Here is a 16,188-nt window from a genome sequence, read left to right on the forward strand (position 1 = left end):
CATGAACGATCCGGTGGTGTTCGGTTTCGCCTTCTGGGGCTTTCTGGTGCTGTACGGTGTCGGCATGTATGCGCTGTCGCCGCGCGCTGTCGGGCGGGCCGGCTTCTTCGACGGCCACGACGAAGCCGGTCGCCCGGCCGGCACCTGGGCGCTCGGCGCCAGCATCTTCATATCGTGGATTTTCGCGAAGTCCATCACCAATGCGGCCAATCTCGGCGCGACCTACGGCATCGTCGGCGGACTGGCCTATGCGACTTACTGGCTGTCGATTCCGCTGGCTGGCTGGGCCATCCTGCGACTGCGCCGACGCTATGGCGCCACCAGCCTGATGTCTTTCCTGACCGGGCGGCACGGCAGGCTCGCGGCGCTGGCCTTTTCGATCGCCATCCTGGTGCGTCTGTTCAACGAGGTGTGGAGCAATACGGCGGTCGTCGGCGGCTATTACGGCCCGGCAGGGTCGAGCGAATTCATCGGTGCTGCGCTGCTGTTCACCGCCGCCACCCTGTTCTACAGCCTGAAGGGCGGCCTGCGCTCATCGATCTACACCGACGTGCTGCAGACCGGCCTGTTCGTGCTGTTCTTCGCTGTCGTGCTGCTGCTGGTGTTGCCGACGCACGGACCGGTGGCGCTCGTGAGCACCGGCGAGTTCCGGCTCGACGCCGGCGTCGACCTGCTGCTGGTCGCCGCGCTGCAGGTGCTGTCCTACCCCTTCCACGATCCGGTGCTGACCGACCGCGGCTTCATCACCGAAGAAAGGCGCATGCTGCGCGCCTTCGTCTGGGCGGGTGCGCTCGGCTTCGTGTGCATCCTGCTGTTTTCCCTTGTCGGGGTGCATGCCCGGCTGGAAGGACTGGCCGGCGGCGACAACGTGCCGGCCGCACTCGCCCGCAGCATGGGCCCGGCGGCACTGTTCGCGATGACCATCGTCATGGTGGCCGCGGCCGGTTCGACGCTCGATTCGACCTTTTCGTCGCTGGCCCGGCACGTGGCGCAGGAACTGCCGCAACTGGCCGGACGACCGGAGCCGCAACGCGCGGTTGCCCTCGGCATGGGGGCCATGGCGCTGTTCGCGATCATCGGCAATCTGCCGATGATCGCCGGCACCGACATCCTGAAAGCGACGACCATCAGCGGCACGATGGTGATCGGTCTGGCGCCGATCTTCCTGCTGGCCGGCTTCACGCAGCCGGGCACGCGCGCTGCGAAGTGGTCCTTCCACCTGGCGTTCTGGACCGGGCTCGCGCTGGGCGTGCTGCTGGCGATGGGACTGATCCCCGACAGCTGGGCCATCGGCACCGGCAAATACGCCAGACTGCTCGGCGTGAATCTTTACGGACTGCTGCTATGCACCGCCGGCTACCTGTTGCCGCCGCTGATCGCGGGACGGATGCGATGAACCCTCACCTCGTTGACGGTACGACCGACGACAACCTCGCCGACCCCGGCCGCAGCTGCCCGCTGCACTACCGCTATGGCGCGGCCGCGCTGGCCGATACCCGCGCCGATCTGGCGACGGACACGCTTTATGTCGTCGGCGGCCTGTACGGCAACCGGCCGGCGCTCGCCGCGCTCGAGCGGCTGTTCGCCATTGAGCGCGGCGACGCGCGCCTGATGTTCAACGGCGACTTTCACTGGTTCGACATCGACCCGGCCCGCTTCGGCGACGTGCAGCGGCGTGTGCTGGCCCATGACGCAAGCGCCGGCAACGTCGAAGCCGAACTGGCCGATGGCTCGGGCGATGCCGGCTGCGGCTGCAGCTATCCGGACGACGTGCCGCAGGCGCTGGTCGACCGCTCCAACCTCATTCATGCGCAGTTGTCGCGTACCGCCGGCCACGATCCGCACTGGCGCGGCGAACTGGCGGCGCTCGACTTCTGGCGCGGCGTGCGCATCGGCGATGCCCGCGTCGGCGTGGTGCATGGCGACGCCGACTCGCTGGCCGGCTGGGCGTTCGATGCCCGCACGCTCAACGAAGCTGCGCAGCGCGCCCGTCACCTGGAACAGTTCCGCCGGGCGCAGTGCGACGTGTTCGCCAGCAGTCACACCTGTCTGCCTGCGCTGAAGCGTTTCGACGGCCATGCGGTGATCAACAACGGTGCCGCCGGCATGCCCAATTTCCACGACCGTCTGTGCGGCGTCATCAGCCGGATCGCACTGACGCCGTCGCCGCATCCGGTGCTGTACGGCACACGCATCGGCGCCCTGCATGTCGATGCGCTGGCGCTCGACTACGATCTGGCCGCCTGGCAGGCCGAATTCGCCGCGCAGTGGCCGGAGGGCTCGGCGGCCGCGCTGAACTATCTCGACCGCATCGACCACGGCCCGGACTGGACACTTGAAGAGGCGGCGCCATGAACGCGCGCAAGCTTGTCCTGCTCGGGGCGGTCGTCGCACTGGTTGCCGCCTTCTTCGTTTTCGACCTCGGCCGCTTTTTCGATCTGGCCTGGTTCAAGGCGCAGCAGCGCATGCTGACCGACGAGGTCGAAGCCGCACCCTGGGCCTCCGCCGCGCTGTTTTTCGCGATCTATGTTGTCGTGACGGCGCTGTCGCTGCCCGGTGCGGCGATCATGACGCTGGCCGGCGGTGCGCTGTTCGGCTTCGTCAAGGCGCTGGTCATCGTGTCCTTCGCATCCAGCCTGGGCGCTCTGCTCGCCTTCCTGATCGCGCGCTTCCTGTTGCGCGACTGGGTGCAGGCGCGCTTCGGCACGGCGTTGCAGTCGATCAATCGCGGCGTCGAGAAGGACGGTGCGTTCTATCTGTTCACGCTGCGGCTGGTGCCGGCCTTCCCGTTCTTCGCGGTCAATCTGGCGATGGCACTGACCGCGCTGCCGGCACGCACCTTTTACTGGGTGAGTCAGCTCGGCATGCTGGCCGGCACCATCGTGTTCGTGAATGCGGGCACCCAGATCGGCCGCATCGAATCGCTTTCCGGCATCCTGTCGCCCGGGCTGATCGGCGCCTTCGTTCTTCTGGGCGTGTTTCCGCTGATCGCCCGCAGGGTGATCGATGCGGTGCGCAGCCGCGCGGTGTTCCGCCGCTGGCCGAAACCGTCACGCTTCGACTACAACCTGGCCGTGATCGGCGGCGGCAGCGCCGGTCTGGTCACCGCCTACATCGGCGCCGCAGTGAAGGCGAAGGTGGCGCTGGTCGAGCAGCACAGCATGGGCGGTGACTGCCTCAACACCGGCTGCGTGCCGTCGAAGGCGCTGCTCCGCTCGGCGCGGCTGCTGTCGCAGATCGCGCACTCGAAGTCGCTCGGCGTGCGCGAGGCGAGTGCGCAGTTCGACTTCGCCGACGTGATGGAACGCGTGGCTCGCGTGGTGCGCGCCATCGAACCGCATGATTCGGTCGAACGCTACGCCGCGCTCGGCGTCGATTGCTTCGACGCGCGCGCACGCATCACCTCGCCATGGACCGTCGAAGTGACGCAGCGCGACGGCAGCACGCGCACGCTGTCCGCACGCAACATCGTCATCGCTGCCGGCGCCCGCCCCTTTGTGCCGCCGATACCCGGCATCGACGCGATGGATCTGCTCACGTCGGACACGCTGTGGTCGCTGCGCACCCTGCCCGGCCGGCTGCTGGTGCTCGGTGGCGGCCCGATCGGCTGCGAACTGTCGCAGGCTTTCGCGCGCTTCGGCTCTGAGGTGACCCAGGTCGAAATGGCGCCGCGTCTCATGGGACGCGAAGATCCGGATGTGTCGGCACTGGTCGAAGCGCGTTTCGCCGAAGAAGGCGTGCGAGTGCTGACCGGCCACAAGGCGGTTCGGTTTGCGCGGGAAGGAGAGGCGAAGGTGCTGTACGCCGAAGGGCCGGAGGGTGAAGGACAAGAGGGCGAGGTGCGCATCGAATTCGACACCCTGCTGTGCGCCGTCGGCCGCACGCCCAATGTCAGCGGCTACGGCCTGGAAGAACTGGGCATCGCGCTGCGCACCAACAAGACCGTCGACACCAATGACTACCTTGAAACGCTGTACCCCAATATTTTCGCGTGCGGCGACGTGACCGGACCGTTCCAGTTCACGCACACCGCCGCGCATCAGGCCTGGTACGCCGCGGTCAATGCGCTGTTCGGCCGCTTCAGACGCTTTGCGGTCGATTATTCGGTCATTCCGTGGGCCACCTTCACTGAACCCGAGGTGGCGCGCGTCGGTCTGAACGAAACCGACGCAAAGGCGCGCAACATTCCGCATGAAGTGACGATCTACGAACTCGATGACCTGGATCGCGCGATCACCGACGAGGTGGCGCACGGCTTCGTCAAGGTGCTCACCGTGCCCGGGCGCGACCGCATCCTCGGCGTGACCATCGTCGGCGAGCACGCGGGCGAACTGATCGCCGAATACGTGCTGGCGATGAAGCACGGTCTGGGGCTCAACAAACTCCTGGGCACCATCCACATCTACCCGACGATGAACGAAGCAAACAAGTTCGCCGCTGGTGTGTGGAAGAAGGCGCACGCGCCACAGACGCTACTGGCATGGGTCGCGCGCTACCACGCGTGGATGCGCGGATGAGGCGGCTGTCCATCGTGCTGCCGGTGCTGAACGAAGCCGCGACCATAGGCGATGCGCTGTCGCGACTGCCGTCGGCTGACGCCTGCGACGTCGAGATCATCGTCGCCGACGGCGGCAGCCGCGACGAGACGGTGGCGATCGCGCAGGCTCACGGGGCACGCGTGGTCCGCTCCTTGCGGGGTCGTGCGTTGCAGATGAACATTGGTGCGCAGGTGGCGTCCGGCGACGTTCTGCTATTCCTGCACGCCGACACTCAGCTGCCTCCCGACGCGGTCGAACTGATCGATCGATTGATAGCGGACGGCGCGCAGTGGGGGCGTTTCGACGTGCGCATTGATGGTCGCCACCCGCTGCTCGCGGTCATCGCCACCATGATGAACCTGCGTTCCCGCCTGACCGGCATCGCCACCGGCGATCAGGCGATCTTCTGCTCGCGCGGGCTGTTCGATTCACTGGATGGCTACGCGCCGATCGCCCTGATGGAAGACATCGACTTTTCAACCCGCGCGCGTTCGCGGTCCCGACCGGCCTGCCTGAGCGCGCGCGTCACCACGTCGGGCCGCCGCTGGGAGCGCCGGGGCGTGCTGCGCACCATCATGTTGATGTGGCGCCTGCGTCTGCGCTACTTCTTCGGCGCCGATCCGCGCGATCTGGTGCGCGACTACCGACCGCATCATGAGTGAGCTCGAAACAACGGTACTGGTGTTCGCGCGTGCGCCCGAGGCCGGCCGCACCAAGACGCGCCTGATACCGTTGCTGGGCGCCGATGGCGCGGCGCGGATCAGTGCGCAGCTGACCCAACGTGCGCTGCGGGTGGCCGTCGACGCAGCCATCGGCCCGGTCGAACTGTGGTGCGCACCGGACTGCAGCCATGATTTCTTCGAACGCTGTCGTGACCGCTACGGCGTGTCGCTGCATGCCCAGTCGGGCGGCGACATCGGGGCGCGCATGGCGCAAGCCTTCGACGACGTCCTCCGCCGCCATGCCCGCGCGGTGCTGATCGGCGCCGATGCCGTGTCATTGCAGCCCGCCGACCTGCGCGCAGCAGATGTTGCGCTGCGCAGCCGCGATGCCGTGTTCGCTCCGGCCGAGGACGGCGGCTATCTGCTGGTGGGACTGCGTGTTCGGCAAGCTGCCGTGTTCGAAGGCATCGCATGGGGCAGCGCCGGGGTGTGGTCGCAGACTCTCGCGGTGATCGATCGGCTCGGCCTGCATGCGCAGACGCTTGCGACCGGATACGACCTCGACCGCCCGGACGACTATCGACGTGCCGTGGCCGAAGGTCTGCTGGTGCCCGAGCTGTGCTGACCCGCCTGCGCGCGCTGCTGCTGGCGATCGCGCTGGCGCTGACCTGCGAAATGTCGGCGATCGCGGCAGATCCGGTGTCGCTGCCCGCCTTTTCGACCCAGTCAGCCGGACCGAACGTCGGCGGATGGACGGCCTATACGCTGGGCGGCAAGGCGGAGCCTGCCGATTTCCGGCTGGCCGAGCTCGACGGCCTGACCGTGCTCCGTGTCGAGGCGTCGAATGCGGCTTCGGCGCTGATCCACACCCGCCGTTTCGATCCGCTCGCCACGCCCTGGCTGAACTGGCGCTGGCGCGCCGACGTGCTGCCGGCTGGCGGTCGCTTCGCGACGCGCGATGGCGACGACTACGCGCTGCGCATCTATGTGCTGTTCGATCTCGATCCGGCCAAGCTGTCGTTCGGCACGCGCACGAAAATCCGGCTGGCGCGTACTTTCTACGGCGAGCAGATTCCGACCGCCGTGCTGTGCTACGTGTGGGACACGCGTGCGGCGCCGGGCTCACGCGCATGGAGCGCCTACACCGACCGGGTGCGCATGATCGCCGTCGACGGTGCCGGCTCGCCGACCGGAAGCTGGCGCGAGGCGAGCCGCAATCTGGTCGAGGACTACCGCGAAGCTTTCGGCGAAGACCCGCCGGCCGTGACCGGCGTCGTGGTCGCCAGCGACAGCGACAACACCGGCGGACGTACGCTGGGCTATTTCGGCGATCTGTCAGTCACCGCTCAGCCAGCGCTGCAGCCAACGCCATGAAACGCCTCGTTCTGCTCGGTGGCGGTCACGCCCACCTGTTCGTACTGGAAGCATTTGCGCGCGAACAGCCCGATGCAATGGTCAGCCTGATCACGCCCGATGTACTGACACCTTACTCCGGCATGATGCCGGGCGTCATCGCCGGTCATTACGACTACCGGCAGGCCTGCATTGATCTCGCGCCGCTGGCTGCGCAGGCGGGCTGCGCGCTCAGGCTGGATTCCGCGGTGTCGCTGGATGCTGCGCAGCGGCAGATCCGGCTGGCCAGCGGCGAGGTGATCGACTATGACCTGCTGTCGATCGACACTGGCTCGACCCCGCGCATCCCCGATCTTCCGGGTGCCGACACCTGTGGTCATCCGGTGAAGCCGATCGGGCAGTTGCTCGAAAGCTGGCACACCGCGCGCGCCGCACGGTCTGCCGCAGTAATTGGTGCGGGTGCAGCGGGCGTCGAAATCATCATGGCGCTGCATCACCGGCAACCGCGGATGCGCTGCACGTTGATCGACCGTGCGCCGTCCATTCTCGACGGGCTGCCCGCGGGCCTGCAGCGGCGTGCGATGGCTGAACTGGCGCGCCAGCAGGTCGACGTGGTGACCGATGCGGGCGTGTCCGGACTCGACGCCGATACGCTCACGCTCGAAGATGGGCGCAGCCTTCCGAGCCAGTTCACGGTGTGGGCCACTGGAGCCGCCCCGCCAGCCTGGCTGCGCGGCAGCGGTCTCGCACTCGACGAGCGTGGCTTCATCGCCACCGGTCCGACGCTGCAGTCGCCGTCACACCCCGAAGTGTTCGCTGCCGGTGACGTGGCGACGATGATCGATTCGCCGCGCCCGAAGTCCGGCGTGTTCGCCGTGCGCGCCGGTCCGCCGCTGGCTGCCAATCTGCTGCGCGCCGCGCGGGGCTACACGCTGCAGCCCTGGGCACCGCAGACGCAAGCGCTTCTGCTGCTCGCCTGCGGCCGCCGCCACGCCATCGCGTCACGCGGGGGCTGGTCGCTGCAGGGAGACTGGGTGTGGCGCTGGAAGGACCGCATCGACCGGGCCTTCATGCGCCGTTTCGCTCTTTGACGGCAGATGAAAGATTCAAGATGCAGGATTCAAGGCCCAATCGGCTTGAATCCTGAATCTCAGATCATTCGACCGGCGGCCAGGCGGATGCGGCGTGTGCAGCGCGACGCCAGCGCTTCGTCGTGTGTCACCAGGATCAGCGTGGTGCCTTGTTCGGCATTCATGTCGAACATCAGGTCGATGACCGACGCGCCCGTCGCGGCGTCGAGATTGCCGGTCGGTTCATCGGCCAGCAACAATCCGGGCTCGGGCGCGAACGCTCGCGCCAGCGCGACCCGCTGCTGCTCGCCGCCGGAAAGCTGTCGCGGGTAGTGCGTCATCCGCCCACCCAGACCGACCCGTTCCAGCAGGGCCACCGAGCGCTCGCGCACCCGATCGACGCCGGCCAGTTCGAGCGGCAGCATGACGTTTTCAAGCGCGGTCAGCGCTGGCAGCAACTGGAATGACTGGAACACGAAGCCGACCTTTTCCCCGCGCAGCTGCGCCCGGGCGTCTTCGTCGAGCGCAAAAATGTCCTGCCCGGCGATGCTCACCGAGCCGGCCGACGGCAGGTCGAGGCCGGCCAGCAGACCGAGCAAGGTCGATTTTCCTGAACCGCTGGCGCCGACGATGGCCAAAGCTTCGCCGGCATGAACCGTGAAGGCGATATCCTGAAGAATCTGCAGCGGCGCGTTTCCGCTGCTCACCTGCTTGCCCAGCCCGATGACTTCAAGGACGGTCGGGCGTATTTCCGGAGTGTCTGTAGGCATGAAAAAAGTGTTGTTCTCGCTGTTATGCATGTTTTCCGCTGCGCTGCCGTTGCAGGCGCAGACGCTGCTTGTTGTCGGCGACAGTCTGTCAGCCGGTTACGGTCTGCGCCAGCATGAAGCCTGGCCGGTACTGCTCGGGCAGAAACTGGCGCAGGCGGGTTACGCCCATTCGGTCGTCAACGCGAGCACCAGCGGGGACACCACGGCCAACGGATTGTCGCGCATCGACGCGGCACTCGCGGCGCACAAGCCCGCCATCGTCATTCTCGCGCTCGGCGCCAATGACGGACTGCGCGGCCTGCCCGTCAGAAGCATGCGCGAAAATATCGAATCCATGACCCGCAAGGCGCAGGCGGCGGGTGCCAAGGTGCTGATCGCCGGCATGCAGCTGCCGCCGAACTACGGCCCCGACTACACGCAAAAGTTCGCCGATACCTTCAGCGAGGTCGCGACGGCCACCCGCTCTGCTTTGCTGCCTTTCCTGCTTGATGGCTTCGCCGCCGATCCGCGAAGCTTCCTGCCGGATGGCGTGCATCCAGTTGCCAGTGTGCAGTCGCGCATCGTCGACAATATCTGGACGCCGCTCAAGCCGCTGCTTGGCAAGGCGTCAGACAGCGCGTCGGCCGCGCGTCAGCGGTGACCGGAGTGCGGATGGGCAATACGCGGGGGACCTCTGCCTACATCTGTGGCGTAGCGCATCGGCAAGTCGATCGTCCTTCGCCCGGCGCGCTACCATCGCTGGCCGCAGTACTTCAAGACAAGGTTGTCATGCACAGGATTGCCCAGCGATGAGCGACGCTCAGCTTCCCCGGCGACCGGCGGGAATGGCGACGATCCATCAGTTGCACGACTTCGACGCCCTCATCGATACCCGTTCGCCGGCCGAATTCGCGCTCGACCATGTGCCGGGTGCGATCAACTGTCCGGCGCTCGACGACGCGCAGCGTGCAGAAATCGGCACGCTGTACAAACAAGTGTCGCCCTTCGTCGCCAAGCGGCGCGGCGCGGCGCTGGTCGCCCTGAACATCGGCCGACACCTGCTGGAAACCTTTCACGACAAGGGGCCGGACTGGCGTCCGCTCATTTATTGCTGGCGGGGCGGCAAGCGCAGCGGCGCCTTCGTCACCGTGCTCCGCCAGATCGGCTGGGACGCGCACCAGCTCGAAGGCGGCTACAAGCGCTACCGACGCGATGTGCTCGACCGGCTTGCCGCTGCGCCAGCCCAGCTTGATTTCCGCGTGCTGAGCGGACCGACCGGCAGCGCCAAGAGCCGGGTGCTCGAAAGGCTGGCCGCACGTGGCGAACAGGTGCTTGATCTGGAGGCGCTGGCCGCGCACAAGGGTTCGGTGCTGGGCCGACAGCCCGGCCAGCCACAACCGCCGCAGCGCTGGTTCGAGTCTCAGCTGCATGCGGCACTGGCGACCTTCGATCCGACGCGCCCGGTGTACACCGAAGCGGAAAGCCGGCGCATCGGACTGGTTTCGCTGCCGAACGAGCTGATCGAGCGCATGCGGGCAGCGCGCTGCCTGCGCATCGATGCTTCGGTTGCCGCCCGTACGGACTTCCTGCTGCGCGACTACGACTACCTCACGAGCGATGCCGAGTCGCTGATTGCCGAGCTCGAACGGCTGACCGATCTGCGCGGACACGACACGATAGGCGCCTGGTCGGCGCTGGCGCGCGCCGGAGACTGGCGCACCCTGGTCGCGGCGCTGCTGGAACAACACTACGACCCGCTCTATCGGCGATCGCAGCAGTACAACTTTGCACGCCACCCGGATGCGCCCACCTTCTCGGCCGACCGGCTCGACGCAGCGGGCATCGACGCGCTGGCGGCACAGATCATCCGGCACACCGGTCAGGGCACTTTCGACGACGTGTCGGCGCGCACCGCGCAGATGCGCTGAATCATGGCCGGTGCCGGCATGGCGAGTTCGCCCTGTTCGAACGCCAGAACGCGCCCCCAGCTGCGTGCCCAGTCGAACAGTTCGTCCGGACGGAGCAGGAAATCGGGGTTCGACGGCTTGCCGAAACGCTCGTTGCCCAGCATGAAGGTTTCGTAGATCAGCACGCCGCCCGGTCTCAGCAGCGCGGCCAGCTCCGCGAGCCTCGGCCGGAAAAGGTAGCGCGTCACCACCACCGCATCGAAGCTGGCAGCGACCCAGGGCCACGGGTCCTGTTCGAGATCGGCGCACAGCGTGCGCACGCCTTGCACCTCAGCCAACTCGGCGAGCGCGGCCGCATCACGATCGGCTGCCAGCACGCGCAAGCCCTGACCTGCCAGCCAGCGGGCATGCCGGCCGGCGCCGCTGGCGAAATCGAGGATTTCCGCGCCGGGTGCACAGAGCGCCGCGAAACGGGTGACCCATTCCGATGGCGTCTGACTGGAAAAGTGGGGATGAGAGGGCATCGGAAGGCCTTTATTCAAGGTTGTCGGTGGTCGGGGCGGCATTATCATCCGAGGCACTTCAAGGAAAACAATGTTTCGCACTGCGGATATGCCGGCCTCCCCCATGACCGCCAGCGGTTTCTTCCTGTGGCGGGCGCTGCCACTGGCCATTCTGGCAGGCGCGGTCGCGGCCAGCGTGTCGGTGCCGATCGGCTTTGCCGTGTTCCTGATCGCCAGCGGCATCGGCGCGGCAGCATCGCGACAGCTCACCGTTGCCGCCGGACGCCTGGCCGCCCAGGACAGCGAAAACCTTCGCCAGCAGGACTTCGCCGATCTGGCGGCCGACTGGCACTGGGAAACCGATTCCGGATTGAGACTTCGGGTGTCGCAAACGCGTCCGGTGCTGGGCAATGCGCTCGACATCGTCGCGGTGAATGGCCTTCAGTTCTGGAAGATTGATGCGCTGTCGCCGGTGCACGGCGACTGGGAAGAGTGCCATCGCTTGATTCAGTCGCGTCAGCCCATGCATCTGCACCTGGTCCTGCGACTGCCCGATGGCAACGTACGGCACATCGACCTGCATGGCCGACCGGTGACCGACGCGAAAGGCGAGTTCTGCGGCTACCGCGGCACCGGGCGCGACGAAAGTGCCTTCGTGCAGTCGACGCGTGCCCTGCGCGAGCTGGAAACGCGGCATCGCGAAATGGTGAATCACCTGCGCGAAGTCATTTTCCGCATCGATGCCCGTGGCCGTTTCACCTATCTGAATCGGGCCTGGGAAGACCTGACCGGCCAGCCGGTGTCGCAGGCCATCGGTCAGCGTGTGCTGCGCTGGCTGTCGAAAGACGAAGCGCGCTATCTGCTCGCCAGACTTGAACCCCTGCTCGACGGTCGCCGCGACTCGATGCAGGTCGAGGTGCGCACCCATACCGCCGGTCAGCCGGCGCGCTGGCTCGAAATCGCGATCAGTGCGCGCTTCGACGGCAGCGGCGGCCTGGAAAGCCTGTCCGGCAGCATCGAGGACATCACTCAGCGCAAACAGGCCGAATCGACGCTGTACGACATGAATGCCGAACTGGAACGGCGGGTGAAGCGGCGTACCGCAGAACTCGAAGCGTCGAATCGCGAACTGGAAGCCTTTTCCTACTCGGTGTCGCATGACCTGCGCAACCCGCTGCGAGCGATCGACGGCTTTTCGCAGATCATCATCGAGGATTACGGCGACCAGCTCGACAAGATGGCGCACAGCCACCTCGGACGCATCCGGGCGGCGTCTCAGAAGCTGTCCACGCTGATCGACGACCTGATCGAACTGGGGCGCCTGACGCGTGCGCCGATCAGCCGCGTGGTGGTCGACCTGTCGGCTATCGCACGCACCATCGCGCGCGAGTTGCACGCGGAGGCGCCCGAACGCGAAGCGCGCGTGTCGATCGGCCTGCACCTGATGGCGCGTGTCGACCCGATGCTCGCGCGCGTCATGCTCGAGCACCTGTTGCGCAATGCGTGGGCTTTCACCGCCGACTGCGCGCCGGCCGAGATCGAATTCGACGCCCGGCTGCGCAATCGCGAAGTCGTGTTCCACGTGCGTGACAACGGCGCCGGCTTCGACATGGCGCACGTATCGCAGTTGTTCCGCCCGTTCAACCGGCTGCACGATCAAGCCGATAACAGTGGTACCGGTATCGGACTGGCAACCGTGCAGCGTATCGTGCACCGCCATGGCGGTCGCATCTGGGCCGAAGGCGCCCCCGGCAAAGGGGCGAGCTTCTATTTCACCTTGCCAGATCCGGCAGGCTGAGCGGGATGTTAGTGAGTTTATATTGCGATTGCACATTTATTTTTTTCTAGATTCAACTTTATAAAGTCAGATCAAGTGCCTAATTAAATGATGTTTATATTTGATTGACAAAGATTGTGGTTTTCCACAAGCGGAACTTGTGCTGCGATGCAATATACTGAGATCAAGGTGCCAGGCATCACCGCGTACGGCAGCAGCAAGGCTGGCAATCACCGCCACCACCGCTGACGACATCGCAGCGCCAAGGGAGTCCCCATGCAGTACGAGCACTATCTGAAGTCCATGTTCGAACCGCAGTCGGTCGCCATCGTCGGCGCCAGCGAGCGGCACGATTCGATCGGCGCGGTCCTGATCCGCAACATGCTCGACGCGCGCTTCAACGGCGCGTTGCACGCCATCAATCCCAAACACGATTCCGTCCAGGGAGTGCCTTGTGTCGCGCGCCTCGATGATCTGCGCAAGCGGCCCGATCTGGCGGTGATCTGCACGCCGGCAGCCACGGTGCCGGGATTGATCGATGAATGCGGCCGGGCCGGCATCAAGTCGGCGGTCGTCATCAGCGCCGGCTTCGCTGAAAGCGGCCCGGCAGGCGCCGAACTCGAGCGGCGCACCCGCATCGCGGCCAAGCGCGGCGGCGTGCGCATCATCGGCCCCAACTGCCTCGGCCTGATGCGACCGTCGATCGGCCTGAATGCCACTTTTGCGCGCGCTGCAGGCAGCCCCGGCAGCATCGGCCTCATTTCTCAGTCCGGCGCCATCTGCACCGCCCTGCTCGACTGGGCGCAGACGAACGGAATCGGTTTTTCGACCGTGGTATCGCTGGGCGCATCGATCGATGTCGATTTCGGCGAAATCCTCGACTACATGATTGCCGACCCGCGTACCGAAAGCATCTTCATGTACATCGAAGGTATCCGAGACGCGCGCCGCTTCATGAGTGCGGTACGCGCCGCTGCACGGGTCAAGCCGGTGCTGGCGATCAAGGTCGGGCGTCATCCGGCGGGCACCAGGGCGGTGGCGTCACACACCGGTGCCATGGTCGGGTCGGACGATGTGTTCGATGCGGCATTGTGCCGTGCCGGCGTGGTGCGCCTGGCGAACATGGGCCAGATGTTCTCGGCTGCGAATGCACTGTTCACTGGCTTCAAGCCATCCGGCAAACGCCTCGCCGTGGTGACCAACGGTGGCGGGCCGGGCGTCATGGCGGCCGACCGGGCGGCTGATCTGGGCATCGAACTGGCTGCGCTGTCGCCGGAAACGATGGCGGCGCTCAATGGCGCACTGCCGCCGACCTGGTCACACGCGAACCCGATCGACCTGATCGGCGATGCCGATGCCGCGCGCTACGGCGCAGCACTGAAGGCTGTGCTGGCGGATCCGGGTGTCGATGGCGTACTGACGCTGCTGACACCGCAGGCGATGACACAGCCAACCGCCGTGGCCGAAACGGTCATCGCCATCGCTGCCACCGCGCACAAGCCACTGATGACCTGCTGGATGGGGGGCGAACAGGTGCGTGCCGCGCGCGCACTGTTCGAGGCGGCGCACCTGCCGACGTTCCGCTCGCCCGAGCCGGCGGTCGAACTGTTCCACCATATATCTTCCTATTACCAGAACCAGCAGTTGCTGCGCCACGCGCCCGCATCGCTGGCGCAGGACCTCGACCCGCCGTCGGTCGAATCGGCCCGGCTGGTGATCGAGACCGCGTTGTCCGAAAGGCGCACTGTGCTGACCGAAATGGAATCGAAGGCGCTGCTTGCCGCTTTCCGCATTCCGATCGCGCAGACCGTGGTGGCGCGCAGCGCGACCGAAGCCATGGTGTACGCAGAAGAAATGGGTCTGCCGGTTGCGATGAAGATCGATTCGCCCGACATCACGCACAAGAGCGACGTCGGCGGCGTGCGTTTGCACGTCGATAACCTGCGCGCAGTGCGCGACTGCTGGCAGGAACTGATGGCCGAAGTCGGCCGGCGCAAACCCGATGCCCGGCTGACCGGCGTGTCGATCGAACCCATGGTGACCAAACCCAACGCGCGTGAGCTGTTCGTCGGCGTGGTGCATGACGATGTGTTCGGGCCGGTCATCAGTTTCGGCCACGGCGGCACGCGCATCGAGGTGCTGCGCGATCGCGCGGTGACGCTTCCACCGATCAATGTCGAACTGGCGCGCGATGCCATTCAGCGCACCCGCGTGTCGGCCATGCTGGGCGAATTCCGCGGTATGCCGGCGATCGACATGGACGCGCTTGAACGGGTGCTGATCCGCGTGTCCGAAATGGTGTGTGAGCTGCCGTGGATACGCGAAATGGACATCAACCCGCTGCTGGTCGATGAAAGCGGCTGCGTGGCGGTGGATGCGCGCATCATCCTGGCCGATGTATTGCCGACCGCAACCCCCTACTCGCACATGGCGATCCACCCCTATCCGGCGCGGCTGGAACATGTGGTGAATCTGCCCAATGGCGCGCGCACCATCATCCGACCGATCCGGCCGGAAGATTCAGACCGCGAAGCCGACTTCGTGCGCGCCCTGTCGCCGGAAACGCGCTACCTCAGGTTCATGAGCACGATCAAGGAGTTGCCGGGCCCGCTGCTGGCACGACTGACGCAAATCGACTACGACCGCGAAATGGCGCTGGTGGCCATAACCGGTGATGGCGACAACGAAGAGCAGATCGGCGTGTGTCGCTATGTGGTCAATCCGGACGGCGAATCGTGCGAATTCGCCATCGTCATCGCCGATGCCTGGCAGCGTCAGGGTCTCGCCCGCACGATGATGAACCTGCTGATCGAAGCCGCACGCGAACGAGGGCTCAAGGTGATGGAAGGCGTGTTTCTCGCCAACAACGAACGCATGTTGCGTTTTGTGCAGAGCCTGGGCTTCCACATCAACCGCGATCCGGAAGACAGTTCGCTGTTCAACGGCGAACTGGATCTGCGTCCGTCGTGATCGCCCTGCCCGCCCGCTGCAGCTGGTGCGGGCAGGACCCGTTGTATGTCGGCTATCACGACACTGAATGGGGCGTGCCGGTGCGCAACGAGGCCGCGCTGTTCGAACGGCTCATTCTCGAAGGAGCGCAGGCCGGTCTGGCCTGGATCACGATACTGCGCAAGCGCGAAGGCTACCGGCGCGCCTTCGACGGCTTCGACGCCGCGCGCATTGCGCGGTACGGCGATGAAGACCGTGCGCGCCTGATGGCCGACGCCGGCATCGTGCGCAACCGGCTGAAGATCGACGCCACGATCGGCAACGCGCGCGCGCTGCTTGCGCTGCACGAGCGCGACGAATCGCTCGCCGGCTTGCTTTGGGACCAAGTGGACGGTCAACCGCTGATTAACCACTGGCGCCGTCCGGCCGACTGCCCGACCACGTCCGACCTGTCGGACCAGCTGTCGAAGCGGCTCGCCCAGCGCGGCTTCCGCTTCGTCGGCAGCACCATCGTGTATGCCTGGATGCAGTCGGTTGGCGTCGTGAACGACCACATGGTCGACTGCTTCCGTCATCGCGAACTGGTGCGTCCGCTGCCCCCTCACCCGGCGCTGCGCGCCACCCTCCCCCGCTGAGGCGGGAGAGGGTATGAACCACGACCCGCACGCAGACCGCTCCTG

At 66.1% G+C, this 16,188-nt stretch carries 14 protein-coding genes; 12 read left to right on the forward strand and 2 right to left on the reverse strand.

Annotated features, from left to right (window positions below):
- The first annotated feature begins 1 nt into the window (after position 1).
- From Q8R75_RS16150 to Q8R75_RS16180, 7 genes are read left to right on the forward strand one after another with little or no spacing between them, the layout of a single operon-like run.
- Complete coding sequence (locus Q8R75_RS16150; protein WP_305613907.1) at positions 2-1,396, forward strand: sodium:solute symporter; 1,395 nt, start codon at positions 2-4, stop codon at positions 1,394-1,396.
- The gene (locus Q8R75_RS16155) at positions 1,393-2,355 is read left to right on the forward strand and encodes a hypothetical protein (protein WP_305626188.1); all 963 of its coding nucleotides are present in this window, start codon (positions 1,393-1,395) and stop codon (positions 2,353-2,355) included. Before Q8R75_RS16150 ends, Q8R75_RS16155 begins: the two co-directional genes overlap by 4 nt.
- Positions 2,352-4,517 (forward strand): bifunctional TVP38/TMEM64 family protein/FAD-dependent oxidoreductase, encoded by a 2,166-nt coding sequence (locus tag Q8R75_RS16160; protein WP_305663793.1) that lies wholly within the window; start codon positions 2,352-2,354, stop codon positions 4,515-4,517. Before Q8R75_RS16155 ends, Q8R75_RS16160 begins: the two co-directional genes overlap by 4 nt.
- Positions 4,514-5,200 carry a TIGR04283 family arsenosugar biosynthesis glycosyltransferase gene (locus Q8R75_RS16165; RefSeq protein ID WP_305613930.1) on the forward strand — a complete coding sequence of 229 codons (687 nt, stop codon included), beginning with the start codon at positions 4,514-4,516 and terminating at the stop codon, positions 5,198-5,200. The genes Q8R75_RS16160 and Q8R75_RS16165 overlap by 4 nt, the downstream gene beginning before the upstream one ends.
- Positions 5,193-5,825, forward strand: a complete 633-nt coding sequence (locus tag Q8R75_RS16170; protein ID WP_305613929.1) for a TIGR04282 family arsenosugar biosynthesis glycosyltransferase — start codon at positions 5,193-5,195, stop codon at positions 5,823-5,825. The genes Q8R75_RS16165 and Q8R75_RS16170 overlap by 8 nt, the downstream gene beginning before the upstream one ends.
- Complete coding sequence (locus Q8R75_RS16175; RefSeq protein WP_305613928.1) at positions 5,819-6,574, forward strand: DUF3047 domain-containing protein; 756 nt, start codon at positions 5,819-5,821, stop codon at positions 6,572-6,574. Before Q8R75_RS16170 ends, Q8R75_RS16175 begins: the two co-directional genes overlap by 7 nt.
- Positions 6,571-7,644, forward strand: coding sequence for an FAD-dependent oxidoreductase (locus Q8R75_RS16180; protein ID WP_305626187.1), 1,074 nt, complete (start codon positions 6,571-6,573; stop codon positions 7,642-7,644). Before Q8R75_RS16175 ends, Q8R75_RS16180 begins: the two co-directional genes overlap by 4 nt.
- Positions 7,645-7,703: 59 nt before the next feature.
- Here the strand turns inward: Q8R75_RS16180 and Q8R75_RS16185 are convergent, their stop codons facing one another.
- Positions 7,704-8,393, reverse strand: a complete 690-nt coding sequence (locus Q8R75_RS16185; RefSeq protein WP_305613926.1) for an ATP-binding cassette domain-containing protein — start codon at positions 8,391-8,393, stop codon at positions 7,704-7,706.
- On the opposite strand from Q8R75_RS16185, the gene Q8R75_RS16190 reads away from it, so the two are divergent.
- Positions 8,392-9,033, forward strand: a complete 642-nt coding sequence (locus Q8R75_RS16190; RefSeq protein ID WP_305613925.1) for an arylesterase — start codon at positions 8,392-8,394, stop codon at positions 9,031-9,033. The genes Q8R75_RS16185 and Q8R75_RS16190 overlap by 2 nt on opposite strands.
- 184 nt (positions 9,034-9,217) lie before the next feature.
- A complete protein-coding gene (mnmH, locus tag Q8R75_RS16195) occupies positions 9,218-10,300 on the forward strand; it encodes a tRNA 2-selenouridine(34) synthase MnmH (RefSeq protein WP_305663794.1) in 1,083 nt (360 codons plus the stop codon).
- On the opposite strand, the gene Q8R75_RS16200 is transcribed toward mnmH, so the two are convergent.
- Positions 10,252-10,803, reverse strand: coding sequence for a methyltransferase domain-containing protein (locus Q8R75_RS16200; RefSeq protein WP_305613923.1), 552 nt, complete (start codon positions 10,801-10,803; stop codon positions 10,252-10,254). The genes mnmH and Q8R75_RS16200 overlap by 49 nt on opposite strands.
- Before the next feature lie 103 nt (positions 10,804-10,906).
- Here Q8R75_RS16200 and Q8R75_RS16205 point away from each other — a divergent pair, with 103 nt between their 5' ends.
- The 3 genes from Q8R75_RS16205 to Q8R75_RS16215 all read left to right on the forward strand — a co-directional run bounded on the left by Q8R75_RS16205 (position 10,907) and on the right by Q8R75_RS16215 (position 16,143).
- The gene (locus Q8R75_RS16205; protein WP_305626186.1) at positions 10,907-12,580 is read left to right on the forward strand and encodes a PAS domain-containing sensor histidine kinase; all 1,674 of its coding nucleotides are present in this window, start codon (positions 10,907-10,909) and stop codon (positions 12,578-12,580) included.
- Between the two features lie 255 nt (positions 12,581-12,835).
- On the forward strand, positions 12,836-15,529 hold the full coding sequence (locus Q8R75_RS16210) for a bifunctional acetate--CoA ligase family protein/GNAT family N-acetyltransferase (RefSeq protein ID WP_305612632.1): 2,694 nt from the start codon (positions 12,836-12,838) through the stop codon (positions 15,527-15,529).
- Positions 15,526-16,143: a DNA-3-methyladenine glycosylase I gene (locus tag Q8R75_RS16215; protein ID WP_305612630.1), complete on the forward strand. Its 618-nt coding sequence runs from the start codon at positions 15,526-15,528 to the stop codon at positions 16,141-16,143. Before Q8R75_RS16210 ends, Q8R75_RS16215 begins: the two co-directional genes overlap by 4 nt.
- The last annotated feature ends 45 nt before the right edge of the window (positions 16,144-16,188 follow it).

It is taken from the genome of Methyloversatilis sp., assembly GCF_030696805.1.
Classification (GTDB): domain Bacteria; phylum Pseudomonadota; class Gammaproteobacteria; order Burkholderiales; family Rhodocyclaceae; genus Methyloversatilis.

Bases quoted from the DNA above. Each gene is read 5' to 3' on its own strand.
- Q8R75_RS16200 (WP_305613923.1), bottom strand. From the start codon at position 10,803: ATGCCCTCTCATCCCCACTTTTCCAGTCAGACGCCATCGGAATGGGTC.
- Q8R75_RS16180 (WP_305626187.1), top strand. From the start codon at position 6,571: ATGAAACGCCTCGTTCTGCTCGGTGGCGGTCACGCCCACCTGTTCGTA.
- Q8R75_RS16150 (WP_305613907.1), top strand. From the start codon at position 2: ATGAACGATCCGGTGGTGTTCGGTTTCGCCTTCTGGGGCTTTCTGGTG.
- Q8R75_RS16160 (WP_305663793.1), top strand. From the start codon at position 2,352: ATGAACGCGCGCAAGCTTGTCCTGCTCGGGGCGGTCGTCGCACTGGTT.
- Q8R75_RS16155 (WP_305626188.1), top strand. From the start codon at position 1,393: ATGAACCCTCACCTCGTTGACGGTACGACCGACGACAACCTCGCCGAC.
- Q8R75_RS16165 (WP_305613930.1), top strand. From the start codon at position 4,514: ATGAGGCGGCTGTCCATCGTGCTGCCGGTGCTGAACGAAGCCGCGACC.
- Q8R75_RS16190 (WP_305613925.1), top strand. From the start codon at position 8,392: ATGAAAAAAGTGTTGTTCTCGCTGTTATGCATGTTTTCCGCTGCGCTG.
- Q8R75_RS16185 (WP_305613926.1), bottom strand. From the start codon at position 8,393: ATGCCTACAGACACTCCGGAAATACGCCCGACCGTCCTTGAAGTCATC.
- Q8R75_RS16205 (WP_305626186.1), top strand. From the start codon at position 10,907: ATGACCGCCAGCGGTTTCTTCCTGTGGCGGGCGCTGCCACTGGCCATT.
- Q8R75_RS16170 (WP_305613929.1), top strand. From the start codon at position 5,193: ATGAGTGAGCTCGAAACAACGGTACTGGTGTTCGCGCGTGCGCCCGAG.
- Q8R75_RS16210 (WP_305612632.1), top strand. From the start codon at position 12,836: ATGCAGTACGAGCACTATCTGAAGTCCATGTTCGAACCGCAGTCGGTC.
- mnmH (WP_305663794.1), top strand. From the start codon at position 9,218: ATGGCGACGATCCATCAGTTGCACGACTTCGACGCCCTCATCGATACC.